Annotated in this window: 22 protein-coding genes; 12 read left to right on the top strand and 10 right to left on the bottom strand. The window is 69.5% G+C overall.

Translation table 11 applies throughout. The features are described 5' to 3' along the window. Positions 1-22: 22 nt before the first annotated feature. From ACVFYP_RS21575 to ACVFYP_RS21550, 6 genes are read right to left on the bottom strand one after another with little or no spacing between them, the layout of a single operon-like run. Positions 23-1507: a S41 family peptidase gene (locus tag ACVFYP_RS21575; protein WP_499202274.1), complete on the bottom strand. Its 1485-nt coding sequence runs from the start codon at positions 1505-1507 to the stop codon at positions 23-25. A gap of 20 nt (positions 1508-1527) precedes the next feature. Then, positions 1528-3750: a ribonuclease R gene (gene rnr, locus ACVFYP_RS21570; RefSeq protein ID WP_499202273.1), complete on the bottom strand. Its 2223-nt coding sequence runs from the start codon at positions 3748-3750 to the stop codon at positions 1528-1530. Position 3751: 1 nt separating this feature from the next. Then, a complete protein-coding gene (gene topA, locus ACVFYP_RS21565; RefSeq protein ID WP_499202272.1) occupies positions 3752-6550 on the bottom strand; it encodes a type I DNA topoisomerase in 2799 nt (932 codons plus the stop codon). 49 nt (positions 6551-6599) lie between these two features. Continuing rightward, positions 6600-7709: a DNA-processing protein DprA gene (gene dprA, locus ACVFYP_RS21560; RefSeq protein ID WP_499202271.1), complete on the bottom strand. Its 1110-nt coding sequence runs from the start codon at positions 7707-7709 to the stop codon at positions 6600-6602. A 1-nt stretch (position 7710) separates the two neighbouring features. After that, positions 7711-8301, bottom strand: a complete 591-nt coding sequence (gene plsY / locus ACVFYP_RS21555) for a glycerol-3-phosphate 1-O-acyltransferase PlsY (RefSeq protein WP_499202270.1) — start codon at positions 8299-8301, stop codon at positions 7711-7713. Then, on the bottom strand, positions 8298-9566 hold the full coding sequence (locus ACVFYP_RS21550) for a dihydroorotase (protein ID WP_499202269.1): 1269 nt from the start codon (positions 9564-9566) through the stop codon (positions 8298-8300). Before ACVFYP_RS21550 ends, plsY begins: the two co-directional genes overlap by 4 nt. A 100-nt stretch (positions 9567-9666) precedes the next feature. On the opposite strand from ACVFYP_RS21550, the gene ACVFYP_RS21545 reads away from it, so the two are divergent. Together ACVFYP_RS21545 and rpmG are read left to right on the top strand one after the other, a co-directional pair. Continuing rightward, the gene (locus tag ACVFYP_RS21545) at positions 9667-10641 is read left to right on the top strand and encodes a Bug family tripartite tricarboxylate transporter substrate binding protein (RefSeq protein WP_499202268.1); all 975 of its coding nucleotides are present in this window, start codon (positions 9667-9669) and stop codon (positions 10639-10641) included. 110 nt (positions 10642-10751) lie between these two features. Beyond that, positions 10752-10925: a 50S ribosomal protein L33 gene (gene rpmG / locus ACVFYP_RS21540; protein WP_216836822.1), complete on the top strand. Its 174-nt coding sequence runs from the start codon at positions 10752-10754 to the stop codon at positions 10923-10925. 171 nt (positions 10926-11096) lie between these two features. Here the strand turns inward: rpmG and ACVFYP_RS21535 are convergent, their stop codons facing one another. Next, entirely contained in the window at positions 11097-12035 is a 939-nt protein-coding gene (locus ACVFYP_RS21535) for an aspartate carbamoyltransferase catalytic subunit (RefSeq protein WP_499202267.1), read from the bottom strand. Between the two features lie 268 nt (positions 12036-12303). Between ACVFYP_RS21535 and ACVFYP_RS21530 the strand changes: the two genes are divergently transcribed. Continuing rightward, a complete protein-coding gene (locus ACVFYP_RS21530) occupies positions 12304-13083 on the top strand; it encodes a hypothetical protein (protein ID WP_499202266.1) in 780 nt (259 codons plus the stop codon). A gap of 23 nt (positions 13084-13106) precedes the next feature. Next, complete coding sequence (locus tag ACVFYP_RS21525; protein WP_499202265.1) at positions 13107-14357, top strand: hypothetical protein; 1251 nt, start codon at positions 13107-13109, stop codon at positions 14355-14357. Between the two features lie 25 nt (positions 14358-14382). Here ACVFYP_RS21525 and ruvX read toward each other — a convergent pair whose 3' ends face one another. After that, a complete protein-coding gene (ruvX, locus tag ACVFYP_RS21520) occupies positions 14383-14874 on the bottom strand; it encodes a Holliday junction resolvase RuvX (protein ID WP_499202264.1) in 492 nt (163 codons plus the stop codon). 68 nt (positions 14875-14942) lie between these two features. Between ruvX and gatC the strand changes: the two genes are divergently transcribed. From gatC to gatB, 4 genes are all read left to right on the top strand, one after another. Further along, on the top strand, positions 14943-15239 hold the full coding sequence (gene gatC / locus ACVFYP_RS21515) for an Asp-tRNA(Asn)/Glu-tRNA(Gln) amidotransferase subunit GatC (protein ID WP_499202263.1): 297 nt from the start codon (positions 14943-14945) through the stop codon (positions 15237-15239). Further along, positions 15239-16720: an Asp-tRNA(Asn)/Glu-tRNA(Gln) amidotransferase subunit GatA gene (gatA, locus tag ACVFYP_RS21510; RefSeq protein WP_499202262.1), complete on the top strand. Its 1482-nt coding sequence runs from the start codon at positions 15239-15241 to the stop codon at positions 16718-16720. Before gatC ends, gatA begins: the two co-directional genes overlap by 1 nt. 124 nt (positions 16721-16844) lie before the next feature. Further along, a complete protein-coding gene (locus tag ACVFYP_RS21505; protein ID WP_499202261.1) occupies positions 16845-17783 on the top strand; it encodes a hypothetical protein in 939 nt (312 codons plus the stop codon). 99 nt (positions 17784-17882) lie between these two features. Further along, positions 17883-19334 carry an Asp-tRNA(Asn)/Glu-tRNA(Gln) amidotransferase subunit GatB gene (gene gatB, locus ACVFYP_RS21500; RefSeq protein WP_499202260.1) on the top strand — a complete coding sequence of 484 codons (1452 nt, stop codon included), beginning with the start codon at positions 17883-17885 and terminating at the stop codon, positions 19332-19334. Between the two features lie 115 nt (positions 19335-19449). On the opposite strand, the gene ACVFYP_RS21495 is transcribed toward gatB, so the two are convergent. Together ACVFYP_RS21495 and ACVFYP_RS21490 are read right to left on the bottom strand one after the other, a co-directional pair. Next, the gene (locus ACVFYP_RS21495; RefSeq protein ID WP_499202259.1) at positions 19450-20409 is read right to left on the bottom strand and encodes a Bug family tripartite tricarboxylate transporter substrate binding protein; all 960 of its coding nucleotides are present in this window, start codon (positions 20407-20409) and stop codon (positions 19450-19452) included. Positions 20410-20411: 2 nt separating this feature from the next. Further along, positions 20412-21398 carry a Bug family tripartite tricarboxylate transporter substrate binding protein gene (locus tag ACVFYP_RS21490; RefSeq protein WP_499202258.1) on the bottom strand — a complete coding sequence of 329 codons (987 nt, stop codon included), beginning with the start codon at positions 21396-21398 and terminating at the stop codon, positions 20412-20414. 92 nt (positions 21399-21490) lie between these two features. Between ACVFYP_RS21490 and ACVFYP_RS21485 the strand changes: the two genes are divergently transcribed. The 4 genes from ACVFYP_RS21485 to ACVFYP_RS21470 are packed head-to-tail and all read left to right on the top strand — an operon-like array spanning position 21491 to position 25812. Then, on the top strand, positions 21491-23200 hold the full coding sequence (locus ACVFYP_RS21485; RefSeq protein WP_499202257.1) for an SMP-30/gluconolactonase/LRE family protein: 1710 nt from the start codon (positions 21491-21493) through the stop codon (positions 23198-23200). Between the two features lie 16 nt (positions 23201-23216). Beyond that, positions 23217-24128, top strand: coding sequence for a dihydrodipicolinate synthase family protein (locus ACVFYP_RS21480; RefSeq protein ID WP_499202256.1), 912 nt, complete (start codon positions 23217-23219; stop codon positions 24126-24128). Then, positions 24125-25309: a mandelate racemase/muconate lactonizing enzyme family protein gene (locus ACVFYP_RS21475; RefSeq protein ID WP_499202255.1), complete on the top strand. Its 1185-nt coding sequence runs from the start codon at positions 24125-24127 to the stop codon at positions 25307-25309. Before ACVFYP_RS21480 ends, ACVFYP_RS21475 begins: the two co-directional genes overlap by 4 nt. A 53-nt stretch (positions 25310-25362) precedes the next feature. Then, on the top strand, positions 25363-25812 hold the full coding sequence (locus tag ACVFYP_RS21470) for a hypothetical protein (RefSeq protein ID WP_499202254.1): 450 nt from the start codon (positions 25363-25365) through the stop codon (positions 25810-25812). Positions 25813-25814 lie beyond the last annotated feature (2 nt).

Raw genomic sequence — 25814 nt, 5'->3', positions numbered from 1 at the left:
CGCGCAGGGCTGTCGTGCCGCTCTACGGCGCGCGCAAAGCGGTTGCGTAGGCTTCCGGTGTCTCGATCAGCGCCCGCGCCGCGCGCTGGTCGTCTTCGCGGCCTTCCGCCGGCGGGCAGGCATTGCGCAGCGCCGTCATCTCGCTGGCCAGCACCGGGGCGCGCGCGGCGCGCTGCCGGGCGAGGATGCGGCCCATCGGCGCCTCGCCCCGCGCGAGCTGCGCCAGGCCCTGGGCCACCACCTCCGGCCCCAGGCTGGTGCAGAGCGCGGGCAGCACGCCGATGCCCTGGATTGGCCAGCCGGAAATCGCCAGGATTCGCGACCAGGTCACCAGGATCTCCGCCCCGTTGGGCAGGGGAGCCAGAAGCTGGATCAGCCCCTTGCCCATGGTCGCGCTGCCCACCACCACGGCGCGGCCACGCTCTGCGAGCGCCGAGGCGACGATCTCGGCGGAGGAGGCGGTGCGACCATCGACCAGCACGACCACCGGCCGCCCTTCCGCCAGATCCTGGCCCCCCGCGGTATAGCGGCGATTGGCCTCCGGATGCCGACCCTCGGTGCGCATCACATCGCCCTCCGTCAGGAAGGCGTCGGCCACGGCGATGGCCTGGCTCAGCAGCCCACCCCGGTTGCCGCGCAGGTCCAGCACCACGCCGCGCGGCGCGTTGCTGGCGAAGCCATCGCGCAGCACCTGGGTCAGCCGCCGGTCGGTGACGGCGGAAAAGCCGGTCAGGCGGACGAACAGGATGTCGCGGCCCATCTCGGCGATCACCGTCTCAGGCACCACCCTCTCACGCACCAGGGTGACCGTGCGGCGGCGGTTGCCGCGCGAGAGGGTCAGCGTCACCTCGCTGCCCTCCGGCCCCTCCAGCAGCGTCGCGGCGATGCCGGGATCGCGCGGGCCAAGCCGCCGGCCATCCACCGCCAGCAGACGGTCGCCGGCGCGGATGCCGGCGGCCATCGCCGGGCCGTCCCTCGTGACCTCGTCGATCACCAGCCCGCTGCGCTGGGCCGCCACGCGCAGACCCAGGCCGGACTGCCCGACGCGCCGCTGCCGCGCCATGCGCGCATCCTCAGCAGGGACGTAGCGGCTATAGGGGTCGAGGTGGTTGAACAGCTCATCGAAGCCCGAGGCCAGCAGCCGTTCCGCGCCCGCCTGGCGCAGCGCCGGCGAATCGCGCCAGGCGGCGTTGTAGAGGCCGTCCAGCGCCTCAGCCACTGCAGAGCCAAGAAGCTGCGGTGAGCCGGTGGCGGCGAGCGGGGCGAGCGACGCGCCCGCCAGCACCCGGTCGTCGCCGAGCAGCAGGATGCGGTCGGCGCGGATTTCCGCATTGAAGCGCGGATCCAGCACGGTCAGGCCGCGCAGCGACCACAGCACGAGATTGGCGGCGCTGACGGGTTCCAGATGCCGTTCCAGGATCAGCCGGTGGCTCGGCACCAATACGGTTCGCAGCGCGCTGATGTCGCTGTCCGTCTGTTCCGCCCTGGAGCCGCCCGCCCAAAGCAACAGGATCGGCAGCAGCAGGATCAGCGCCGCTTGGCGCCCTTTGCGGAACGCCGCGCGGATCCATCCGCGCGCGGGTCGCCCTGTTGCATGGCGAAGACCATTCCGCCCGTCCGCGGAACAGCCTCCGTCAACCTCACCTCGACCGCCTGGCCGAGGGAGAAGGTCAGCCTCGTCTTGCGGCCGGACATCGTATGCCCGGCCTGATCCAACTGCCATTTGTCGTCCGGCAAGGTCGCGAGCGGAACAATTCCGCTGGCGCCGTTCTCCTGCACGGTGACGAACAGTCCGAAGCGTGTCACCCCGGAAATCCGCGCCTCGAACACTTCTCCGACACGTGTTGCCATGAAAGCAGCAAGATAGCGTTCGACAGCGTCCCGTTCCGCCATCGCCGCCCGTCTTTCGGTCTGGGTGATGTGTTCCCCCGTGTCCGGAAAGCGCGCGATCTCCGCCGGCTGCAGCCCATCGGCGCCCCAGGCGATGCCGGAGATCAGGGCGCGATGCACCAGCAGGTCGGCATAGCGGCGAATCGGGCTGGTGAAATGCGCGTAGCGCGCCAGGGCCAAGCCGAAATGGCCGATATTGTCGGGGCTGTATTCGGCCTGGGACTGGCCGCGCAGCACCGCCTCATGCACCAGCCTCGCCTCTGGCCGGTCCTTCACCGCGGCCAGGATGCCGGCGAAGTCGCGCGGATGCAGCCGGTCGCGGGCCGGCAATTGCAGCTCAAGCGATTCGAGGAACTGTCGCAGCCCTTCCAGCTTGGCGTCGGAGGGGCGGTCATGGATTCGGTACATGCAGGGCTGGCCCAGCCGTTCCAGCTCCTCCGCCGCGCAGACATTGGCGGCGACCATGAATTCCTCGATCAGCCGGTGCGAGTCGCGCCGCTCCCGTGGGCGGATATCCGTGACCTCGCCGGCCTCGTCCAGGATCACGCGGCGCTCCGGCATGTCGAGTTCCAGCGTGCCGCGCCGGTCGCGTTCGGTGAGCAGCGCGCCGAAGGCGCCGTAGAGATGGCCCAGCAGATCCTCCGGCACGCCTTCGAGTCTCGTGCCCTCGTCCCGCGCCGTTTGCACCTGGTCATAGGTCAGCCGCGCGGCGCTGCGCATCAAGCCGCGGCCGAAGCGGTGGCGCTGCTTGCGGCCGGCCGCGTCGATATGGAATTCGACGAAGAGGCAGCCGCGATTCTCGCCCGGCCGCAGACTGCACCAGCCATTCGACAGCGCCTCCGGCAGCATCGGCACGACGCGGTCGGGGAAGTAGACCGAATTGCCGCGCGCCCAGGCCTCGCGGTCCAGCGCGCTGTCGGTCGGCACGTAATGCGCGACATCGGCGATGGCGACGAGGCAGCGCCAGCCCTCGTCCTCCGGCTCCGCCCAGACGGCGTCGTCGAAATCCCGCGCATCCTCGCCATCGATCGTCACCAGGGGGAGGGCGGTCAGATCCTCCCGCCCCTTGGCATCCACGCCGCGCGCGCGCTCCGCCTCTTCCAGCGCCTCGGCGGGGAAGATGTCGGGGATGCCGTGGGCGTGGATGCAGATCAGCGAGACGGAGCGCGCCTCCCCCATCCGGCCCAGCACCTCCACGATCCGCACCAGGCCCGGGCCCAGGACGTGGTGGCGCGGCAGGGGCTCGGCCAAAACGATGTCGCCGGGGCGGGCGCCGTTCAGCCCATCGGAGGCGACGCGCCATTCGCCCTTCTGGCGGCGGTCGGTGGGGATGATGCCGCCTTCCTCGAAGACGCCGAGGATGCGCGTGGGCACGCCGCGCCCGATGCGCTTGAAGGTGCGGCCCTCATACTTGTTGCCGCCGATGAATTTCAGCCGCGCCAGCACGCGCTCTCCGGGCGCCAGCGCCGGCTGCCCGGCGGCCTCGCGCTGCATGTAGATGACGGGCGGCGGGCCGGCCGTGCTGTCCCATTGCAGGGGGCGGGCGATGGGGTCGCCATCGGCGTCGGTGCCGGTGACCTCCACCGGCGCCATGTCCGGCAACCGGTCCGGCGCGGCGAGGCCCTTGCGGCCGACGCCGGCGGCCTGGCCGGATTCCTTCAACTGTCGCAGCAATTCGCGCAAAGCCGGGCGCTGGTCGGTCGAGAGGCCGAAATGCCGCGAGATCTCGGTCTTGCCGACCCGGCCAGGCTGGTCGGCCAAAAATTCGCGCAGCGCGACCAGGCTGGGCAGCGGCGCCGTGCCCGTCGCCGCGGGCCTGCGCGCGGCATGGCCCTTGGGCGGCGGACCGCGCCGGACCATCTCAGCCGGCGGCCTTGCGCGCCGCCGGCTTTTTGGCCGCGGGCTTCGCGGCGGTCTTCGGCTTGGTCGTGGTCTTGGGCTTTGCCGCCGCCTTTGGCTTGGCCGTCGCCTTCGCTGCGGCAGCGGCCTTTGGCTTCGCGGGGGCCTTGGTCTTGGCAGGTGCCTTGGCTTTCGGCGCGGCCTCCTCGCTCGCCGGGGCGGCGGCCTTCTTCGCCGGCGCCTTCTTCGCGCCCTTCTTGCCCTTGGTCAGCGGCGGCAGCTCCTTGCCCTTCTCGGCCAGCAGCTTCACCGCCTCCTCCAGCGTCACCGTGTCGAAATCCATGGTCCGCGGCATGGAGGCGACGCGGCTGCCATGCATGACGAAGGGGCCGAAGCGCCCACGCCGCACATCGACATTGCCGCCGGAGGGATGATCCCCCAGCGCCCGCCCGCGCGGCTTCACATCCGCCAGAAGCGCCATGGCGCGGTTCAGGCCGATGACCAGCACGTCGTCATCCGGGTCCAGCGACTTGAACAGCTGGCCCATCTTCACATAGGGGCCGAAGCGCCCGATCGCCGCGACGATCTCCTCCGCCGTCTCCGGATGCACGCCGACGATGCGGGGCAGGGAGAGCAGAGCGAGGGCGCGTTCCAGCGTCAGCCCATCCGGGTCCATGCCCTTGGCCAGGCTGGCGCGGCGCGGCTTCACCTTCTTGCCCTTCTCGTCGAGCGTTTCCTCGCCGAGCTGGACGTAAAGGCCGTAGGGGCCGCGGCGCAGGCTGATAGCCTTGCCCGTCGCCGGATCGACGCCCAGCTCGCGCTGGCCCTCATTGAAGCCTGCGGCGCCCTCGGCCTCTGCCCCCGGCGCGACCAGCGGGCGGGTGTAGCGGCATTCGGGGTAGTTGGAGCAGCCGATGAAGGCGCCCGTCCGCCCCAGCCGCAGGCCGAGCCGGCCGGCCGAACAGGCCGGGCAGGCACGCGGGTCCACGCCATCGGCGCGGGCGGGGAAGAAATGCGGGCCCAGGTCTTCATCCAGCGCGTCGATGACGTCACTGATGGTCAGCTCGCTGGTCGAGGAGATGGCCTTCGAGAAATCCTCCCAGAAGGCGCGCATCACCGCGCGCCAATCGGCGCGGCCGCCCGAGATATCGTCCAGCTTCTCCTCGAGCCCGGCGGTGAAGCCGGTATCGACGTAGCGTTCGAAGAAGGCGACGAGGAAGGCGGTGACCAGCCGGCCACGGTCCTCCGGCACGAAGCGCCGCTTGTCGAGCTTCACATAGTCCCGGTCCTGCAGGACCTGGAGGATGGAGGCATAGGTGGAGGGCCGGCCGATGCCGAGCTCCTCCAGCCGCTTGACCAGTGTCGCTTCCGAAAAGCGCGGCGGCGGCTGGGTGAAATGCTGGTTGGCGGTGACGGGGCCGGATTTTGCCGCATCGCCCTCCCGCATCGGCGGCAGCGTCTTGCTGTCGTCATCGGGCTCCGGCCCGGCGGTGGCGATGCCGGCGCGGGCATCGGCCGCGCGGTCGTCCTCATCCTCGCGGTAAAGACGAAGAAAGCCGTCAAAGGCTATGACGGAGCCGGTGGCGCGCAGCTTGGTCTTGCCCGAGGGCTCCACCAGCTCCACCGCCGTCTGATCCAGCTCTGCGGACTGCATCTGGCTGGCGACGGCGCGCTTCCAGATCAGCTCATAGAGCTTGCGCTGCCGCTCATCGAGGAAGCGGGCCACCTGTTCCGGGGTGCGGGAGACATCGGTCGGCCGGATCGCCTCATGCGCCTCCTGGGCATTCTTCGCCTTGGAGGAATATTCGCGCGGCGCCCCCGGCACGTAATCGGCGCCAAAAGCCTCCTTCACATGGTCGCGGATGGCGAACATCGCCTCGCGCGCCATCTGCACGCCGTCGGTCCGCATATAGGTGATGAGGCCGACGGTCTCGCCGCCGATATCGGTGCCCTCATAGAGCTGCTGCGCCACCCGCATCGCCGCCTGGGCGCCCATGCCGAGTTTGCGGGACGCCTCCATCTGGAGCGTCGAGGTGGTGAAGGGCGGCGGCGGGTTGCGGCGCGTCCGGCGCTTCTCGACGGAAGCCACGCTGAACTTGCCGGCCTCGACCGCGGCCTTGGCCGCCATCGCCGTGGCTTCGTTCGGCAGGTCGAACTGCTCGAGCTTCTTGCCCTCATGATGGGTCAGGCGGGCGGAGAAGCCGGCGCCCGAGGGGGTCGCGAAGCGGCCCTCAACGGTCCAGTACTCGCGTGCCCGAAAAGCCTCGATCTCGGCCTCGCGCTCGCAGATCAGGCGCAGCGCCACGGATTGCACGCGGCCGGCGGAGCGGCTGCCGGGGAGTTTGCGCCACAGCACGGGCGAGAGGTTGAAGCCCACCAGGTAGTCCAGCGCGCGGCGTGCCAGATAGGCGTCGATCAGCGGCACATCCAGGTCGCGTGGATGCGCCACGGCGTATTGCACGGCGCGCTTGGTGATCTCGTTGAAGGTGATGCGATGGACCTCGACGCCCTTCAGCACGCCGCGGCGGGCCAGCATGTCCTTCACATGCCAGGAAATCGCCTCCCCCTCCCGATCCGGGTCGGTGGCCAGGAACAGGCGGCGCGCGCCCTTCAGGGACTTGGCGATGGCGGCGACCTGACGGTCGCCTCGCTCATCCGCCTCCCAATCCATGGCGAAGTCCTCCTCCGGCCGCACGCTGCCATCCTTGGCGGGCAGGTCGCGGACATGGCCGAAGGAGGCGAGGACCGTGAAGTCGTCGCCGAGGTACTTGTTGATGGTCTTGGCCTTTGCGGGGCTCTCGACCACGACGACATCAGGCATCTTTATCTGTTCGCCTTCGCGCGCTTTTCCCGCCCGAAATTCCGTGCGGTCACGTAACTGACCGGACGACCCGGTTGCCAGGCAGGGTTTCCACCAGCCCTGACAACTCCAGGTCAAGCAGGATTGCCTGGACGGATGGCGCTGATAGCTGGCAGCGGCGGACCAGATCGTCAACGGCAACCGGACTCGTGCCAATCAACTCAAGCACTTGGCCGAGAGATTCGGGGGGTGGGGGCGGTGCCGGGGCGGCTTCGGATATTTTATTCGGGGGGGCGGCCATGGTGAAAAGCGGAAGGTCCAGCGGCTGGGCCGGCAGGTTGGCCAGCACATCCTCGGCCGTTTCGGTCAGATGGGCGCCCTGGCGAATCAGGTCATTGCCGCCCCGCGCCCGGGGATCGAGCGGGCTGCCGGGCACCGCGAACAGCTCCCGCCCCGCTTCCAGCGCCAGGCGGGCGGTGATGAGGCTGCCGGAACGTTGCGCCGCTTCCACCACCACCAGACCAAGCACCAGCCCGGCGACGATCCGGTTGCGGCGGGGGAAGTGGCGGGCCTGGGGCGCGGTGCCGAGCGGCGCCTCGCTGACCACCACCCCGCCTTCCGCCGCGATGCGGGCCTGAAGCGCGGCGTTTTCGGGCGGATAGGGCATGTCGAGGCCGCCGGCGACCACGGCCACGGTCCGGCCCTGTACATTCAGCGCCCCCTGATGCGCCGCCGCGTCGATGCCGCGGGCGAGGCCGGAGGTGACGGCGATGCCGGCCGAGCAGAGCCCGGCCGCCAACTCCTCCGCCACCCGCCGCCCGCCGGCGGAGGCGGCGCGGGCGCCGACCACGCCCACCTGGCGACGGCGCAGCACCTCGGGCGGTCCCAGCAGGGCCAGCACCGGGGGCGCGTCCTCCAGCAAGGCGAGCAGGGGCGGGTAGCCCGGATCGTCGAGGAACAGGAAGCTGCCGCCCATCCGGGCCACCGCCTCCATCTCCCGCGCCACGGCGCCCTGGGCGGGTGGGGTGAAGCTGCGGCCGCTGCGGGCGGCGTGCTGGGGCAGGGCGGCCATCGCGGCCTCCGCGCTGCCATGGCGGGCGATCGGGCGACGGAATGTTGCGGGACCGATGCCGTCCGTGCGCGCGAGGCCAAGCCGCGCCAAGGCCTCCGCCGGGCGCATCTCAGGCCTTGCTGCCGATCTTGGGTTCCGTGCCGGCGATCAGGCGGCGGATATTGGCCTGGTGGCGGAGGGCGATCAGCAGCGCCACGCCCAGGCAGAAGCCGGCCAGCCGCCAGTCGCCCGACAGCGCGGCGATAACCGGCGCCAGGGCGCAGACCGTCAGCGCGCTGAGCGAGGAGATGCGGGTGAGGATCGCCATGGCCAGCCAGACGCCCAGCAGCAGCAGGCCGAGCCCCGGCTGCGCCGCCAGGATCACGCCCGCCCCGGTCGCCACACCCTTGCCGCCCCGGAAGCCGAGCCAGATCGGGAAGGTATGGCCCAGCAAGGCGCAGAAGCCCGCCAGAAGCGCCGCGTCTTCCCCGAAGATCCAGCGGGCCAGCAGCAGCGCCACGGCGCCCTTCGCCGCATCCAGCGCCAAAGTCGCGGCGGCCAGCTTCTTGCTGCCGGTACGCAGCACATTGGTGGCGCCGATGCTGCCGGAGCCGATCGCGCGCACATCGCCCAGCCCCGCCGCCTTGGTCAGCAGCAGGCCATAGGGCACGGAGCCCAGCAGATAGCCCAGCGCGGCGGCAATCAGCATATCGGTGCTCATCCGAACACCCTCCGCCCGACCTTCCAGGTGCCGAGCACCTTGCCCTCCAGCGCCCGCCCGTCGAAGGGCGTGTTCTGCGCCTTGCCGGGCAACTTGCCCGAGACGACCTGCCAGCCGCGTTCCAGGCTGAACAGCACCAGATCGGCCGGTGCGCCCTTCTTCAGCACGCCCGTCTCCAGCCCCAGCAGCGCGGCGGGCTTCGCCGTCATCAGGCCGAGGGCTTCCAGCAGGCCGAGCTTGCCGCCATGCACCTGCGCCAGCGTCACCGCCAACAGCGTGGCAAGGCCGGTGCCGCCGGGCTCGGCCTGGGCGAAGGGCAGGCGCTTGTCATCGGCGTCATGCGGTTGGTGGTCGGAGGCGATGGCATCGATGGTGCCATCCGCCAGCGCGGCGACCACGGCCAGCCGGTCGGCCTCTGCGCGCAAGGGCGGGGAGAGCTTGGCATAGGTGCGGTATTCGCCGATCGCCGTTTCGTTCAGGTCGAAATAGGGGGGCGCCGTGTCGCAGGTGACGCGCAGCCCCTCCGCCTTGGCACGGCGGATCGCCTCCAGCGCGGCGGCGGTGCTGACATGGGCGAAATGGACATGGCCGCCGGTCAGGCGGGCCAGCGCGATGTCGCGCTCCACCATCATCGATTCGGCGGCGGGGGGGATGCCGGCCAGGCCCATGCGGGTGGCGCGTTCGCCCTCGGTGGCGGCGCCCCCGCCGGCCAGGCTCGGCTCCTCCGGATGCTGCACGACGAAACTGCCGAAGGCGCGGGCATAGGACAGTGCCAGGCGCATCAGCCGGGCGGGCCCGATCGCGCGCCGTCCATCGGTGAAGGCGACCGCGCCCGCTTCCCGCAGCAGGCCGAATTCCGAGATGTCCTTGCCGGCGCAGCCATGGGTGGCGGCGCCATAGGGCAGGATGGTCAGGCTGGCGCTCGCCTGCCGGGCCAGGAAGGCGACCAGCGCCGGGTCGTCGATCGCCGGCGTCGTATCAGGCAGGGCGCAGAGGGTGGTGATGCCGCCCGCGGCCGCGGCCTGTGCGGCGGAGGCGATGGTCTCCCGGTGCTCGGCACCTGGCTCGCCGAGCGCGGCGCGCAGGTCGATCAGGCCGGGGGCGAGGCAGGCGCCGCCGGCATCCAGCGTTTCGGCGCCATCGGGCAGGCCGATATTGCTGCCGAAATCGACGATCCGCCCCTCCCGCACCAGCAGCGAACCGGGCGCATCGAATCCCGTGGCGGGGTCGAGCAGGCGGGCATTGAGGAGGAGAAGATCGGACATCATTGCCCTTATAGCTGCCGCGCCGAGTCTCGCCACGCATGGTCGCGCGGCGGGTTATTGCTGTAGCGTGGTTCTTTCCCTCCCCGGAACCCTGCCCACCATGCTGTCCCGCCGATCCCTGCTCGCCCTTCCCGCCGGCCTGCTGGCCATGCCGGCTTTGGCCCAGACCGACTGGCCGACCCGGCCGGTGCGAATCGTCGTGCCCTTCGCGGCCGGCGGCAGCACCGATGTCTCCACCCGGCTGCTGGCGCCGCGCGTGCAGCAAATTCTCGGCCAGCCGGTGGTGATCGAGAATCGGGGCGGGGCGGGGGGCACCATTGGCTCCGATTCCGTGGCCAAGGGGCCGCGGGATGGGTCCGTCTTCGTCATGGGCACCATCTCCACCCATGTGCTGGCCGTGGGCCTGTATGGCGACCGCCTGCCCTATGATCCGGAGCGTGATTTCGTGGCGGTGGCGCCGACCGTGATGGTGCCGATCTGCATCACGGTGCACCCCAGCATGGGCGTCAGCGACCTGGCCGGGCTGATCGCGCTGCTGAAGGCCAATCCGGGCAAATACGCCTATGGCACCGGCGGGGCGGGCGGTTCGGCGCATATCGGCGCGGTGGCCTTCCTGAACGCCATCGGGGCGGACGCGACCCATGTGCCCTATCGCGGCAGCGCGCCGATGCTGGCGGATATGCTGGCCGGCCAGGTGACGCTGTGCTTCGACACCCCGGCGCTGATCGCGTCGCACCACGCCGCCGGCAAGCTGCGCTGCCTTGCGGTGGCCACCGAGTCCCGCTCGCCGCTGATGCCGGATGTGCCCACGGCGGCGCAGGCCGGGCTGCCGGGCTACAAGGCCTATTCCTGGTTCGGCCTGTTCGCCCCCGCCGGGACTCCGGATGCGATCGTAACGAAGATGAACGCCGCGATCCGCACCGCCCTGCTGGACCCGGCGACCGCCGCCCGGCTGGTGGAACAGGACCTGCCGCCGATCGCCGAGGGCAGTCCGGCCGAATTCGCCGCTTTTCTTCGGCGGGAGCTGGCGGAATGGGTGCCCGTGGTCCGGGCCAGCGGCGCAACCGCGAACTGAGGCACCCAATCAACCCTTGACCTGAGCCCCCACCGGGCTAGAACGCCCCCCTGTGACGGGTGGACCGTGAGGTCCGCCCGCAACCCGTTTTCTGTGTTGGAATTCGTAAGATGGCCAAGGCCAATACCATCCTGATCAAGCTCATCAGCACGGCCGAGCCGTCGACGGGCTATTTCTACGTGACCAAGAAGAACACCCGGAACGCGACCGGCAAGCTCGAGATGAAGAAGTACGACCCGGTCGCTCGGAAGCACGTGCTGTTCCGCGAGTCCAAGATCAAGTGATCCGGCCGGGCGCCTCGCGCCCCCGCTGATTGCGCCTGCGGGCCGCGCCTGACCATTGGTTGGGCGCGGCTTTCGCATGGGCGCCCCGTCCGCGCAGGGGTCGGGACGCCATGCGCCCGCCAGCGGCGGGCGAGTGGCCGGATGCCCGCGCCGGCGCCTGAGACCCGGTAATTAGGCGTTGCGACGCTGGTTGCGGGCCAGGATGTCCAGCACGGCCATGCGCACCGCGACGCCCATCTCCACCTGCTCCCCGATCACGCTTCGCACGGGATCATCGGCGATGGCGCTGTCGATCTCCACGCCGCGGTTCATCGGGCCGGGATGCATGACGATGGCATCCGGCTTGGCATAGGCCAGCTTCTCCGCATCCAGCCCATAGAAACGGAAGAACTCGCGGGAGGAGGGGACGAGGCCCGACGTCATGCGCTCCTTCTGCAGACGCAGCATCATGACCACGTCCACATCGGCCAGGCCGGTCTTCATGCTGTGATGCACCTCGACGCCGAGTTGCGCGACCTCTGACGGGATCAGGGTCGGCGGGCCGACGAGTCGCACCCGGGAATTCATCGCCAGCAGCAGGTGGATGTTGGATCGTGCGACGCGGGAATGCAGCACGTCGCCGCAGATGGCCACCGTCAGACCCTCCAGGCTGCCCTTGCGGCGGCGGATGGTCAGCGCGTCCAACAGCGCCTGGGTCGGATGTTCATGCGTGCCGTCCCCGGCATTGATCACCGCCGCATCCACCTTCTGGGCCAGCAGCGCCGGCGCGCCGGACTGTGCGTGGCGCACCACCAGAAGGTCGGTGTGCATGGCGTTGAGGGTCGAGGCCGTATCCAGCAGCGTCTCGCCCTTGTTCACCGAGCTGTTGGACACCGTCATGTTGACGATATCCGCCCCCAGCCGCTTGCCAGCCAGCTCGAAGCTGGTGCGAGTGCGGGTGCTGTCCTCGAAGAACAGGTTGATGAGGGTGCGCCCCTTCAGCAGGTCCCGCTGGGTTTTGCCCTGGCGGTTCAGCAGCGCGTAGTTCTCCGCCAGATCCAGAAGATCGGCGATGTAGGGGGGCTCAAGGCCCTCGATGGCGAGCAGGTGGCGGTGGGGGTAGGGGAGCATGGCTCTGACGTTGCCCGCGGTCGGTTCGGCGCAAGGGTAGCGGTGGCATGGCATCGGGCCAAGCCAGGCCGCTTGCGTGCCGGATTTAGGGTGTCAGTCGTATCATTTCGCTTGCAATACCGCTGCAGCGCAATGTTTGCTGAGCCAGAAAGCGAGGTGGCCGATGCGCACCGGCTCTGCAACTTTTACCGCCCCTAGGCTGACGATCTCGGTCATTCCGCTGGTCTTAGGCCTAGTCCTGGCCGGCTGCTCCTCCCCACGCCCGCCGATGTCCGATCCCAGAATCGCAGTCGCCGAATTGGAGCAGGCCTATACGGGCGCGCAAGTCCTGGCCTGCCTTCGTCAGCCCTTGGCCAGCCAGACCGAGTGCCGTGATACCATTACCCAGGCGCTGCTGGTGGCGATCGACCTGCGCTATGCGCAGTTCGAGTTGGATTTTTTTGACCAGGGACGCGGCGTTGGGTTCGCCTCCACTGTCGCTTCACTCGGGCTCGGCACCGCCGGTGCCCTGGTGGGTAATGGGACCAGTCAGATTCTCTCCGCCATATCCGCTGGAGTCACCGGCACGCGGGAGGCCTTCAATCGTGAGCTGCTGGCGGAGCAGACCGCCTCGGCGCTGCTGACCGCCATGCGTGGCCAGCGGAACCTTGTGGCACTGCGGATACGGGAAGGGCTGTCGCGTCCACCAGCGCAATATCCGCTCGGCGTCGCACTGTCAGATCTCTACAGCTACTTTCGGGCCGGCACGCTGCCAGGTGCGCTCAGCGGGCTGACTCAGCTTGCCGGCGTCCAGGCGCAGGGCGCGCAGGAGGAACTCCGTAACCCGATCCCCATCGCCCGCACGCCTGCCGCGCTGTTTTTGCAGCGCCTGCTGGATGAAGGGACGCCCGAGGCGCAGCGCGCCAACGAGACGGAGATCCGTCGGCAAATGCGGATACTCGGCGTGCCGGACACCATCACGGTGAACCGTTTTGTCTCCACCACGCCCGATGAAGCGTCTCGGACACGGCAGGACGCCGTGGCGCGAACGCTGAACTGGCGCCCCTGAAGCCCAAGGATAAGGCGGTTGTCATGGCACTTCCGGAGGATTTCCAGGCCGGTCCCTTCGAATCCGATGAGGAGTTCCAGCGCTTCGTGGGGCGGGAAGAGCGGGAGGCGGAACGCGGCGGCTACGACGTCAGCATCAACCGCTTCACGCAGGGCGGCCGTATATTCGCCGACGTTCGCTACAGCCATCGCGGCGCGGCGCCGAGCGTGAATCCGAACATCCCCGCCGTGCCGCCCGTCGCGAGCCTCAATGCGCCAGCGCCGCCGCCGCCTGGCGCGGCTGAACGCTTCGTCGCCGCCCGTCGCAGCGGCCCTGCCATGGTCACCTATATCGACGAAAGGGGACGCGAGGTGACGCGCGAAGGCGGCTCACGCTCCTGGCGCAACAACAATCCGGGCAACATCATCAAGGGCAGCTTCACGCTCAGCGCTGGCGCGATCGGCGACGACGGCGCCTTCGCGATTTTCCCGGATGCCCAGACCGGAAGGGAGGCCATCGTCACGCTGCTGCGGTCGGCGAGCTACCGCGGGCTATCGCTACGTGACGGCATCTTTCGCTATGCGCCGCCGAGCGAGAATGATTCCGGGAAGTATGTGGCCTTTGTCGTCGCGGAGACGGGCATTGCCGAGACCGAGGTTCTTGGCAGCCTTCCTGGGGCCAAGCTGCGAGCCATCGCGCAGGCGATCCAGACGATGGAAGGCTGGAAGGTCGGTGCAGAGCGGCTTAACGCACCCTCCGCCCTGACAGGCGCCAGTACCGCCGTGGCCGCCAGCCAGGAGTGGATGGGGATCGCGGAGGCCGAGGCGGCGCTGCCGCCACGCGAACGTTCTGCTTGGCCTGATCCGGAAGAAAACCCCCGTATCTTGGAGTATTTCCGTGTCTCTGCGGCATGGTTCGAGCCGGGGGAGGGCGACGAGACGGATTGGTGCGCGGCCTTTGTGAACTGGTGCCTGATCCGCAGCGGTCATCACGGGTCCGAGCATCCCGGGGCGCGGTCCTTCTTCTGGAACCGCAAGGGCCATTTCATCAGGCTTCCGGGTCCCGCAAAGGGCTGCATAGCTGTCCGCCGCCACGCGCCCTTCGACGATCCAACATGGGAGACCGGCCGCGGGCATGTGGGCTTCCTGACCTCCTTTACCGGTACCACCGTGACCTTGATCGGCGGCAATCAGGGCCAGACGGTGAAGGTGGAAACCTATCCGCGGCAGGTCAGGGACACGCAGGGGCAGATGCTGTCCGAATTTGTGGCCTTCATGATGCCGGTGATGAACTGAACCAGCCGGCCAGCTTCCATGGGCTTTAGGCGGTGCTGATGCCGGGCAGTTCACCGCCGCCCGCGCTGGCATCCAGAGCCGCCTGGAGCATATAGGCCGCCGCCGCCGCATCCACCGCCTTCGCCCGCTTGGCCCGCGTCAGATCCGCCTGGATCATCATGCGGTTCACCGCCGCCGAGGACAGCCGCTCATCCCACAGCGCCAGCGGCAGGCCTGTGGCCTGGGACACGGCCAGCGCCCAGTCCTTCGCCGCCTGCGCCGCCGGCCCAAAACTGCCGTCCATGGACAGCGGCAGCCCCGCCACCAGCCCGCCCGCGCCTTCTTTCCGCGCGATCGCGCCGATCTCCGCCGCATTGGCCGCCAGCTTGCCCCGCGCGATGGCGCCATAGGGCGAGGCGAGCATCAGCGAGACATCGGACAGCGCGACCCCAATAATCCGCGCCCCCGGGTCCAGCCCGATCAGGCGCGCATGGCGGGGCAGGGCGGCGCGCAGGTCGCGCATGTTGATGGCGGGCATGGCGACCGTTATGCTCCCGCCCTCGCGATCCTGGCAAACCCAGACAGATCAAGGATTTTCCGAAGCCAATGTCCCTCGATACCGCCACTATCCGGCGCATCGCCTCGCTCGCCCGCATCAGGCTGGACGACAGTGAGGTGGAACAGGCGCAGGCCGAGATCAACGGCATCCTGGGCTGGATCGAGCAATTGCAGGAAGTGGACACGGACGGCGTGGAGCCCATGGCCGGCGGCAGCCCCGTGGCCCAGGCGAAAGCCCGGCTGCGGCCGGATGTGGTGACGGATGGCGGCCAGGCGGATGCCATCCTGGCCAATGCCCCCGATCGTCAGGGCGAATATTTCGGCGTGCCGAAGGTGGTTGAGTGATGCATCCGACCGATTTCACCCTGCGCGGCGCGCTGGACGCGCTGAGCGAAGGCACCATCAGCAGCGTCGAGCTGACCCAGGCTCATCTGGACGGCATCGCGAAGCTCAACCCGCGCCTGAACGCCTATGTCACCGTGACCGCGGAGAAGGCGCTGGCGGCGGCCAAGGCCAGCGACGAACGTCGCGCGGCGGGGCAGGTGGGGGCGCTGGAGGGCATTCCCCTCGCCATCAAGGACCTGTTCTGCACCGCGGGCACCCGCACCACGGCGGGCAGCCGCATCCTCGACAGCTTCGTGCCACCTTATGAGAGCACGGTCAGCCAGAAACTGCTGGATGACGGCGCGGTGTTCCTGGGCAAGGCGAATCTGGACGAGTTCGCCATGGGGTCCTCCAACACCACCAGCGCGAGCGGGCCGGTGGAGAATCCCTGGTCGCGCGCCAATGATCCCGATACGCGGCTGGTCCCTGGTGGCTCCTCCGGCGGGTCCGCGGCCGCGGTTGCTGCGCGGCTGGCGCTGGGCGCGACGGCCACCGACACCGGCGGCTCCATCCGCCAGCCGGCCGCCTTCTGCGGCATTGCCGGCATCAAGCCGACCTATGGGCGGTGCTCCCGCTTCGGGATCGTGGCTTTTGCGAGTTCGCTCGACCAGGCGGGGCCGGTGGCGCGCACGGTGGAAGACTGTGCCATCCTGCTGAAGTCGATGGCCGGCTTCGATCCGAAGGATTCCACCAGCGCCGATATGCCCGTGCCGGACTTCGCCCGCGCCTGCGAGCGCGGCGTGAAGGGCCTGCGGATCGGCGTGCCGAAGGAATACCGGCTGGACGGCATGGCGCCCGAGATCGTGGCGCTGTGGGAACAGGGCCTGCAATGGCTGCGCGATGCCGGCGCCGAGACCGTCGAGATCAGCCTGCCGCACGCCAAATACGCGCTGCCCACCTACTACATCGTGGCGCCGGCGGAGGCTTCGTCCAACCTCGCGCGCTATGACGGCGTGCGCTTCGGCATGCGGGTGACGGAGCCCGGTTCCGACCTGCGCGACCTGTATGAGCGCACGCGCGCCGCCGGTTTTGGCGCAGAGGTGCGCCGGCGCATCATGATCGGCACTTATGTGCTGAGCGCCGGCTATTACGACGCCTACTACCTGAAGGCCCAGAAGGTCCGCGCGCTGATCCGCCGTGACTTCGAGCATGCCTATGCGGATGTGGACGCCATCGTGACGCCCGCCACGCCCTCCGCCGCCTTCGGGATGGATGAGAAGCAGGACGACCCGGTGGCGATGTACCTGAACGACATCTTCACGGTCACCGCGAACCTTGCGGGTCTGCCGGGGCTGGCGGTGCCGGCCGGGCTGGACAAGCAGGGACTGCCGCTGGGGCTGCAGGTGATCGGTCGGGCGTTTGACGAGGAGACCGTGTTCGCCGTGGGGCGGACGCTGGAACGAGCCGCGGATTTCACGGCGCTGCCGCGGTTAATGGCCTGAAAAGCGGGCGATATGAGAAACCCGCATCGCCCGCATCGAGAATCATGATGCCGCGTTCACATCTTGGCGGGTATTCATTTCCGCCTTAAATCATTCCTGTAAGCTATTCAGGAATGTTTCGTCGATGCGGTCTTTGCTTCCCCTGCTGCTGGCGGCTAGCTTTGTCGTGGGTTGTGCGGCCAAGCCGCCTGGCCCGATCACTGTCGCGGAGCGGGCGCGACCCCATGCGCTAATCATCGCCGCCGCACCGACCTCGATCCCCGTGGATGGTGATACGGGCTATGCCGTGCCGGGCTTCGTGGCCCTGTCGCCGGCGGCGGCAATTGGCGGGTTCATCGGCCAGGCCATCGTCGCGGCCATCGAGGCGCCCGCCGCGCAACGCAGGGCAGATCGCCAGGCCGCGCTCACATCTGTCTCGGGCGATACGGCGCCGTCCGCCGCAGTCTTCGCCACCACCTTCGATGCCGCGCTGGCGACCTGGATGCAGGGCGTGGAAGGCTTCCGCATCCTGCCAACCATCACCGATGGCAGTGCGGTTCCGCCGCCCTCCGAAGCGGTTCCTATAAATGTCAAGCGCGATGCCGTTTTTGCGGTGCATGGCCGCATGGTGATCGGGCGTGCCCGCGTGTCCTATCGGGCGCCGGATGCCACCGGCACGCCGGCCTCTCGCAACTTCCTGGTCTTTTCGGAGGCGATCGAGGCGGCTGACGATGCGCACGCCATGGCGCTCTGGCAGGAGAACGAGGGGCGCCTGCTGCGGCTGCGGACGGAGGAGGTGGCGCGGGAGCTGGCCAAGCTGGTGCATTCCCAGCTCCTCGTGGATCCGGAGATCGATACACGTGCCCTCGGCCTCGTCCGCGTCACCCTGCCGGGCGCCGGCCTGATCGACGGGACGCGGGAGACGCGCGTGATGGAGACGGTGGGGCCCTGGATCCTGCGCCGGGAGGAGAGCCGGGCCGTGCTGTTGCAGGTGGTCGGGCCGAACTTCTCGGAGTTCGTCTGGATGAGCGTCCCCGCCTCCCTGCTGCCTGCGCCGCCCGCGCCGCCCGCGCCGCGGAGCTGAAGGCGCCGACAGGGCTTGCTTTCCGCCGCCAGCCGTTCTTTTGCTGGCGGTGGCATCGGCCGGGGCTTTCCACCTAGCCGGGTGAATCAGGATTTGGGCATGACCTATACGATCGAAGGCCGCACCGGCCCCTGGGAACTCGTCATCGGCCTGGAAATCCACGCCCAGGTCATCAGCCAGGCCAAGCTCTTCTCCGGCGCGGCCACCGCCTTTGGCGCCGAGCCCAACAGCCAGGTCTCCTTCATCGATGCCGGCTTCCCCGGCATGCTGCCCGTCATCAACGAGGAATGCGTGGCGCAGGCTGTGCGCACCGGGCTTGGCCTGAATGCGCAGGTGAACCTGTGGTCCCGCTTCGACCGCAAGAACTATTTCTACGCCGACCTGCCGCAGGGCTATCAGATCAGCCAGTTCGCACACCCGATCATCGGGGAGGGCGCGGTCGAGATCACGCTGGCCGATGGCACGACGAAGACCATCGGCATCACGCGGCTGCATCTGGAGCAGGATGCCGGCAAGTCGCTGCATGACCAGCATGCGACGAAATCCTTCATCGACCTGAACCGCTCCGGCGTCGCGCTGATGGAGATCGTCTCCGAGCCCGATATGCGGAGCCCCGAGGAAGCCGGCGCCTATCTGACCAAGATTCGGCAGATCCTGCGCTACCTCGGCACCTGCGACGGCAATATGGACGAGGGCTCGATGCGGGCCGACGTCAACGTCTCCGTCCGCAAGGCCGGCGAGGGCTTTCGGACGCGCTGCGAGGTGAAGAACGTCAACTCCATCCGCTTCGTCATGCAGGCGGTGGAGGCCGAGGCGCGGCGGCAGATCGAGGTGTGGGAAGCGGGCGATGAAGTCTTCCAGGAAACCCGCCTGTTCGACACCGCCCGCGGCATCACGCGGTCCATGCGCTCGAAGGAAGACGCGCATGACTACCGCTACTTCCCCGAGCCCGACCTGCCTCCGTTGGTGCTGGAATCGGATTGGGTCGCGGCGCTGAAGGCGGCGCTGCCGGAGCTGCCGGATGCGCGGCGCGCGCGCTACACCGCCATGGGCCTCACCGCCTATGACGCCCATGTGCTGACGCTGGAGAAGGAAACGGCCGTCTTCTTCGAAACGGTGGCCAAGGGCCGCGACGCCAAGCTCGCCGCCAATTGGGTGACGGGCGATTTCTTCGCGGCGCTTAATCGTCTGAAGCGCGACGTGGCGGACCCGCCGGTCACCGCCGAAAATCTCGGCGGCCTGCTGGACCTGATCAGCGACAAGACCCTGTCCGGCAGCCTCGCCAAGCAGGTCTTTGAGGCGATGCTGGAGACCGGCAAGGCGCCGGGCGAGATCGTCGAGGAACGCGGCCTCAAGCAGGTGACGGACACCGGCGCGATCGAGACGGTCGTGGCGCAGGTGATGGCGGCCAATGCCGACAAGGTCGCGGAATACCGCAGCGGCAAGGACAAGCTGTTCGGCTTCTTCGTCGGCCAGACGATGAAGGCGATGCAGGGCAAGGGGAATCCGGCCCTGGTGAATGAGGTGGTGAAGAAGGCGCTGGCTGGCTGAAGCGCTTTTCTCGCCCTCAGTTGCCGGGCGGCCCCGCCGGGGCCTTGGCTCGCCGGACAACTGGCGGGCCGCCTTCGTGGCCTCGCCCGCCGAGGCGGGCGCAACTCGGATGCACCTATTCCACGCGGATATTGGCCCGCCGCGGCACGGCGGACCAGCGTTCCACCTCCGCCAGATACAGCCGGCCCCATGCCTCCCGGTCCATCGGAGCCGGGATCAGCCCGAGCCCTTCCAGCCGCGCCTGCACCTCCGGCACCGTCGCCACCTGGGTGAAGGCGGCGTGCAGCCGGTCCAGGGCGGCCGGCGGCGCGGCGCGGGGGGCCAGGAAGCCGAACCAGCTATCGGCCTGCAATTCGGCGACGCCGAGCTCCGCAAAGGTCGGCACCTCCGGCAGCATCGGGCTGCGCGTTGGGCTGGTGACGGCCAGCGCCCGCAGGCGTCCGGCGCGGACATGCTCCGCCACCTCCAGCACATTGCTGACCATGAAATCCAGCCGCCCGGCCATCAGATCCGCCTGGCCCTGGGGGCCGGACCGGTAGGGCACATGCTCGAAGGTCAGGCCGTAGGCCTCCTTCATGATCTGATGCGCCGGCTGCCAGCCGGCCAGCGCGGCGCTGCCGGTCTGCAAGGGCTGCCGCGCGGCCCGCGCCCGGGCCACCAGCGCGGCCAGGTCGCGGTCCGGCGATGTGGAGGGCACGACCAAGGCATTGGCGGAATGACCGGCGAAGAACACCGGCGCGAAATCCGCCGCCGTGTCATAGGGCAGGCGGGCATAGAGCCCCGGCGCCACCGCATGGGCATTGGCGATCAGCATGATCGTGTAGCCATCGCCCGCCGCCTTGGCGACGCGGTCGGAGGCGATGGTGCCGCCGGCGCCGGGCTGGTTCTGCACTACCATGGGCTGGCCGAGCAGCGGCTGCATGCGCTCGGCGAAGCTGCGGGCGATGATGTCCGTGGCGCCGCCGGCGCCATAGCCCACCACCAGCGTCACCGGGCGTTCCGGAAACGCGCCCTGCGCCCGCGCGGCAAAGGGCGCCGCGAGGCCGGCGGCGAGGATCAGGCGACGGGTCGGCATGGTCATTCCACCACGATGTTCTGGGCGCGGGCGAGATCGCGGAAGGTGGCGAGTTCCCGGGTCATGAAGTCCCGAAAAGCCTCCGGCGTGGTGTGCTGCGGCATGTCCAGGTTCAGCTGGGTGTAGCGCTGCTGCGTTTCCGCGGCGCGCAGGAAGGTCTGCGTTTCCTCTGCCAGCCGGGCCAGAATCGGCGCCGGCGTGCCGGCCGGCGCGGCGAGGCCGTGCCAGGAGGCGAGCTCGGCGCCCGGATAGGTTTCGTTCAGCGCCGGCAGGTCCGGATAGATCGCCATGCGGGCCGGTGCGGTGGTGGCGAGCGCGCGGATCTGCCCGTCCCGGATCAGCTCCGTGGTGGTGGCGGCGACGTCGAGCGAGACATCCACCGTGCCGGCCAGCAGCGCCTGCAACAGCGGCCCGCCGCCATTGAAGGGCACATGGGTCATGCGGATGCCGGCCTTGGCCATGAACAGCTCCATGCCGAGATGGAGTGAGGAGCCGACGCCGGAGGAGCCGAAGTTGATCGCCTCCGGCCGTGCCTTTGCTGCGGCAACCAGGTCCGCCACGTTGCGCACATCCGGCAGCTTGCGGGGGTTCACCAGCAGCAGGGCCGGCGTCACCGCCAGGTTGGAAATCGGTGCAAAATCCTCGATGGGCCGGTAGGGCAGCGGCGCCTTGCGCACTGCGGGCAGGATGGCGTTGGCGGCGATGTTGATCATGCCGACCGCGCTGCCGTCGGCCGCAGCCTTGGCCAGGGCGTCCACGCCGATGGCGCTGCCGGCGCCGCCGCGATTCTCCACGACAAAACCCTGGCCGAATTTCTGCTGAAAATGCGCCGCCAGCATGCGGCCCACCAGATCCGCCGCGCCGCCGGGCGGGAAGGGGATGATGAAGCGCACCGGCCGGCTGGGCCAGGCGGGCTGCGCCTGCCCGATCGCGGGCGCGGCGAGGGCCGCCAGGGTGGTGGCGGCGAGCTGTCGGCGGCTGAGGCGCATGGGCTGATCCTCCTGTTCCTTGGTGTCTTGCGTGACTTGGAACTTGGTTCCACGATATGGACACGAGCGAAGTCGGTCAATCGGGGAGAGGCATGGCGCGCAGCAGGGCGATCGAGGTGGAGGAGGAAGCCGCGGCGGTACCCGGCACCCAGGCGCTGACCCGAGGCATCGCGCTGCTTGGCCTGGTCGCCGACGCGCCCGCCCCGCTGCGCTTCGCCGAAATCGCCGACCGCGCCGGCCTCGCCCGCCCCACCGCCCATCGCATCCTGGCGGCGCTTGTGGAGGCCCGGCTGCTGCGCCACGAGCCGAGCAGCCAGACCTACGCGCTGGGGTCCCGCTTCCTGGAAATGGCGCATCGCGTCTGGGATGGCTTTGACCTGCGCGCCACCGCGGCGCCGGAGCTGGAACGTCTGGCGCGGCTGGCCGGGGAGACGGCGCGGCTGGCCGTGCTGGATGGCGACGGCGTGCTCTATGTCGATCAGCGGGAGGCGGAGCAGGAGGCGGTGCGGCTGGTCAACCGCGTCGGCGCCCGCGCCCTGCCGCATGCCAGCGCCTGCGGCAAGGCGATGCTGGCGCAGCTTCCGGCCGCCGAACGCCAGGCGCTGCTGGAGGCGCTGTCCCCGCTCACCGCTCCGGGGCCGCGCACGGTGACCGACCGCGCGGCGCTGGAACGCGATCTCTCGCTATCGGCCGTGCGCGGCTACGCGCTCTCGCTCCAGGAGGCGGCGGCGGGCGTGAATGGCGTGGCGGCGGCGGTGCTGGACCGGCGCGCCCGACCGCTCGGCGCCATCTGCCTCGTCGGCCCTGCCTTCCGCCTGGATGAGGCGCGGCTGCATGCGCTGGGGCGGGAGGTGATGGAGGCGGCGCGCCGCATCTCCGGCAATGCCGCGCAATCCGCCATGACCCTGACCGTCGCCCCGCGCCCTTCCACCGTCTCCGAAGGCGTGCGGCTGGCGGTGCGGGCGGAGGCGCTGCTGGGGGAGGGGCCGCTTTGGCACCAAGGGCGGCTGCACTGGGTCGATATCCTGGCGCCCGCCGTGCATGTCAGCGATCCGGCCTCCGGCACCGATCAGGTGATCCCGGTGGAGGAACTGGTGGCGGCCCTGGCGCCGCGCCGGGATGGCGGGCTGGTCGCGGCCTCACGCTCCGGCCTTCGCCTGCTGGACGGGTCGGGCCTCGGCCGGGTGCTGGCGGCGCCGATCGCGGAGGGTGCGGCGCTGCGTCTGAATGACGGGGCCTGCGACCGGGCCGGGCGCTTCTGGGTGGGCTCGCTGGCGCTGGATTCCACGCCGGATGCCGGCGCGCTGCACCGCGTCGGCGCCGATGGTACGGCGCGGGTGATGCAGGCCGGGCTGCATGTGGCCAATGGCATCGGCTTCAGCCCGGATGATACGTGCCTGTACCTGGCCGATAGCGGCCGACGTCGCATCGATGTCTTCGACTTCGACCTCGCCGCCGGCAGCCTCGCCAACCGCCGTCCCTTCGTCAGCTTCGCGGAAGGCGAGGGCGTGCCGGACGGGCTGACGGTGGATGCGGAGGGTGGAGTCTGGGTCGCGCTCTGGGATGGCTGGCGCGTCGCCCGCTACACGCCCGATGGCCGGCTGGACCGCGTGGTGAACCTGCCGGTGCCACGGCCGACGAGCTGCGCCTTTGGTGGGCCTGGCCTCGCGACCCTGTTCGTTACCAGCGCCCGCGTGCGCCTTTCCGCGGCGGAGTTGGCGGAAGCGCCCCTCTCCGGCTCCGTCTTCGCCATCGACACCGACGGCGCCCACGGCCTGCCCGAACCCCCCTTCCACGGCTGAGGATTCTTTTTCAATCATGACCAAGCTCGCAGGCGTTTTTCCGGTGCTGCCGACGCCCTTCACGCCGGACAATGCGGTGGATGAGGCGGCGTTTCGGCGGCTGATCGACTTCGCCGTGGAATCCGGCGCCGATGGCGTGGTCTTCCCCGGCATGGCGAGCGAGGTGGAAACGCTGAGCGCGGCGGAGCGTGGGCAGATGGTGGCTGTGCTGGGCCAGCAGCTCGCCGGCCGCCTGACCTTCATCGTCGGCGCCAGCCATGCCGACCCGGCGGAAAGCGCCGCCCGCGCGCGGGAAGGCATGGCGGCGGGCGCCGTCGCCGCGATGATCATGGCGCCGCCCCAGGCCGGGCAGGATGTGGCGAAGCACATCGCCTATTACGCCGCGGTGGCCGAAGCGGCGCCGGGCCTGGTCATCATGCTGCAAAACGCCCCTGCGCCGAATGGCGCGGCGCTGTCGCCGGAGGCCGTCGCGGCGGTGGCCGCCGGCGTGCCGGCGATCCGCTACGTGAAGGAGGAGACGCTGCCCTGCGGCCAGCACGTCACCCGCATCCTGGCGGCGGCCAAGGGCGGGCTGGACGGCGTGATGGGCGGCGCGGGGGCGCGCTTCGTGCTGGATGAATTGGCGCGCGACGCCAATGGCACCATGCCCGCGCTGGAGCTCGCCGATGCCCATGCGGCGCTGTGGAAGGCCTGGCAGTCCGGCGACAAGGCGAAGGCGCGGCGCATCTACACCGAAACGCTGCCGCTGCTGCTGTTCCAGATGACCTTCCGGGTGCGCGCCACCAAGGAAGTGCTGAAGCGGCGCGGGCTGCTGGAACATACCGGCGCGCGGGCTGCCGGGCCGAAGTTTGATGCGGGCGACCTGGCGGAAATCGGCGAGCTGATCGCGATCGCCGCGACTTGCATGACGATGCACCAGCCGCGATGAGCAAGCCTGATCGCATCGCGCGCGTCACCGCGCATGTCATCGAAATTCCGCGCGACGTGCCCTATCTCGGCCCGTTGCGCGACGGAGAATTCGTCAATCGCGCGGGCTATATCGTGCGGCTCGGCAACCGCACGCTCTATCCGACGCAGGACCGCAGCATCGTGCTGCGCATCGACACGGAACAGGGCCTGACCGGCTGGGGCGAGACCTATGGCATCGTCGCACCCGAAGCGGTGCGGGCCATTGTCGATGACGTGCTGGCGCCGGTGCTGGAAGGGCGTGACCCCTCGGCGCCGGCGGTGATCCATGAGGATCTTTATGACCTCATGCGCGTGCGCGGCTTCTTCGGCGGCTTCTATCTCGATGCGCTGGCGGCGGTGGATATCGCGCTGTGGGACCTGCTGGGGCGGCGGCTTGGCGTGCCGGTTTCCACCCTGCTGGGTGGGCGGCGGCATGACCGCATTCCCGCCTATGTCTCCGGCCTGCCGCGCGCCACCCTGCCCGAACGGGTGGATTTTGCCCGGGACTGGCAAGCGCGCGGCTTCGCGGGTTTCAAATTCGCCGCCGTCGTCGCCGATGATGGGGCGGAGGCGGAGATTGCGGCGCTGCGCGAGGGCCTCGGCCCCAAGGCCAGCATCATGGCCGACCTGCATTGGAAGAACAGCGCGGCGGAGGCGATCCGCCTGATCCGCCGGTTGGAACCCCACGGCCTGGCCTTCGCCGAGGCGCCCTGCGCGCCGGAAGACATATTGGGGGTCGCCGAGGTCGCGCGCGGCGTCGGCGTGCCGGTGGCACTGGGCGAGGAATTGCGCACCGTCTTCGAATGGCTGCCGCGCTTGCAGCATCGCTGCATGGCCATCGGCCAGCCGGAGATGGGCCATACCGGCATCACGGAATTCTTCCGGATCGGCGCGCTGTGCCATGCGCATCACGTCGCGATCATGCCGCATGCGGCAATCGGCATCGGGCTGTTCATGGCGGCCAGCCTGCAAGCCGCCAGCGCGCTGCAAAAGCTGCCCTGGCATGAATACCAGCACAGCATCTTCGACCCGAACCTGCGCCTCACCCAGCCGACCGGCACCCGCCACATGCAGTGCGAGGCGGGCTTCTACACCCTGCCGGACGGGCCCGGCCTGGGCGTGGAACCATCCCCGGCGCTGCTGGCGCAGATGGGTCCGTAACCAAGGGGCAAATGGTTTCGAAGCTGGCGGTATTCTTCCTGGAGCCGCCCGCCATGACCACCGACCGCGTGTTGAAGCTGCTGGCCTGGCCGGCGGCAATCTGGATCGCCTATGAGCTGACCTGGTACCAGCAGTTCAAGCTGACCGGGAATGAGGGCTCGGTCCACCTCTTCACCATCCTGTCCGACTGGCTCGGCACGCCGGGGGGTGAGAAGCCGTTCCGGCTGTTCGTCGCCATCCTGGAAATCTTCTGCGCCGTCTTCGTGCTGATCCCGCGCACGCGGATGATTGGCGCGGCGCTGTCGCTCGGCACCATGTCGGGCGCCATCTTCTTCCACACCGTCAGCCCGCTCGGCATCGACCCCTATGGCGATGGCGGGGTGCTGTTCAAGGAAGCGGTCTTCACCTGGTTCATGGCGGCCTTCGTGCTGTTCGCGCATCGCGAGGAAGCCTTTGCCGCCATCGCCTGGCTGCGCGCCCGCCTTCTGCCGCGGGCGGCGTGAGC

The sequence above is a fragment of the Roseomonas sp. F4 genome (assembly GCF_053891155.1).
The sequence above is the reverse complement of the archived record's forward strand: the minus strand, read 5'-3'. Positions and strand labels throughout refer to the sequence as shown.

Coding starts and splice junctions, on each gene's coding strand:
- gatB (WP_499202260.1), top strand. CDS start 17,883: ATGACCTATACGATCGAAGGCCGCACCGGCCCCTGGGAACTCGTCATC.
- ACVFYP_RS21475 (WP_499202255.1), top strand. CDS start 24,125: ATGAGCAAGCCTGATCGCATCGCGCGCGTCACCGCGCATGTCATCGAA.
- dprA (WP_499202271.1), bottom strand. CDS start 7,709: ATGCGCCCGGCGGAGGCCTTGGCGCGGCTTGGCCTCGCGCGCACGGAC.
- ACVFYP_RS21530 (WP_499202266.1), top strand. CDS start 12,304: ATGTCCGATCCCAGAATCGCAGTCGCCGAATTGGAGCAGGCCTATACG.
- ACVFYP_RS21545 (WP_499202268.1), top strand. CDS start 9,667: ATGCTGTCCCGCCGATCCCTGCTCGCCCTTCCCGCCGGCCTGCTGGCC.
- gatC (WP_499202263.1), top strand. CDS start 14,943: ATGTCCCTCGATACCGCCACTATCCGGCGCATCGCCTCGCTCGCCCGC.
- ruvX (WP_499202264.1), bottom strand. CDS start 14,874: ATGCCCGCCATCAACATGCGCGACCTGCGCGCCGCCCTGCCCCGCCAT.
- rpmG (WP_216836822.1), top strand. CDS start 10,752: ATGGCCAAGGCCAATACCATCCTGATCAAGCTCATCAGCACGGCCGAG.
- ACVFYP_RS21470 (WP_499202254.1), top strand. CDS start 25,363: ATGACCACCGACCGCGTGTTGAAGCTGCTGGCCTGGCCGGCGGCAATC.
- ACVFYP_RS21550 (WP_499202269.1), bottom strand. CDS start 9,566: ATGTCCGATCTTCTCCTCCTCAATGCCCGCCTGCTCGACCCCGCCACG.
- ACVFYP_RS21485 (WP_499202257.1), top strand. CDS start 21,491: ATGGCGCGCAGCAGGGCGATCGAGGTGGAGGAGGAAGCCGCGGCGGTA.
- ACVFYP_RS21495 (WP_499202259.1), bottom strand. CDS start 20,409: ATGCCGACCCGTCGCCTGATCCTCGCCGCCGGCCTCGCGGCGCCCTTT.
- ACVFYP_RS21490 (WP_499202258.1), bottom strand. CDS start 21,398: ATGCGCCTCAGCCGCCGACAGCTCGCCGCCACCACCCTGGCGGCCCTC.
- ACVFYP_RS21535 (WP_499202267.1), bottom strand. CDS start 12,035: ATGCTCCCCTACCCCCACCGCCACCTGCTCGCCATCGAGGGCCTTGAG.
- rnr (WP_499202273.1), bottom strand. CDS start 3,750: ATGGTCCGGCGCGGTCCGCCGCCCAAGGGCCATGCCGCGCGCAGGCCC.
- ACVFYP_RS21525 (WP_499202265.1), top strand. CDS start 13,107: ATGGCACTTCCGGAGGATTTCCAGGCCGGTCCCTTCGAATCCGATGAG.
- plsY (WP_499202270.1), bottom strand. CDS start 8,301: ATGAGCACCGATATGCTGATTGCCGCCGCGCTGGGCTATCTGCTGGGC.
- topA (WP_499202272.1), bottom strand. CDS start 6,550: ATGCCTGATGTCGTCGTGGTCGAGAGCCCCGCAAAGGCCAAGACCATC.
- gatA (WP_499202262.1), top strand. CDS start 15,239: ATGCATCCGACCGATTTCACCCTGCGCGGCGCGCTGGACGCGCTGAGC.
- ACVFYP_RS21480 (WP_499202256.1), top strand. CDS start 23,217: ATGACCAAGCTCGCAGGCGTTTTTCCGGTGCTGCCGACGCCCTTCACG.
- ACVFYP_RS21505 (WP_499202261.1), top strand. CDS start 16,845: ATGCGGTCTTTGCTTCCCCTGCTGCTGGCGGCTAGCTTTGTCGTGGGT.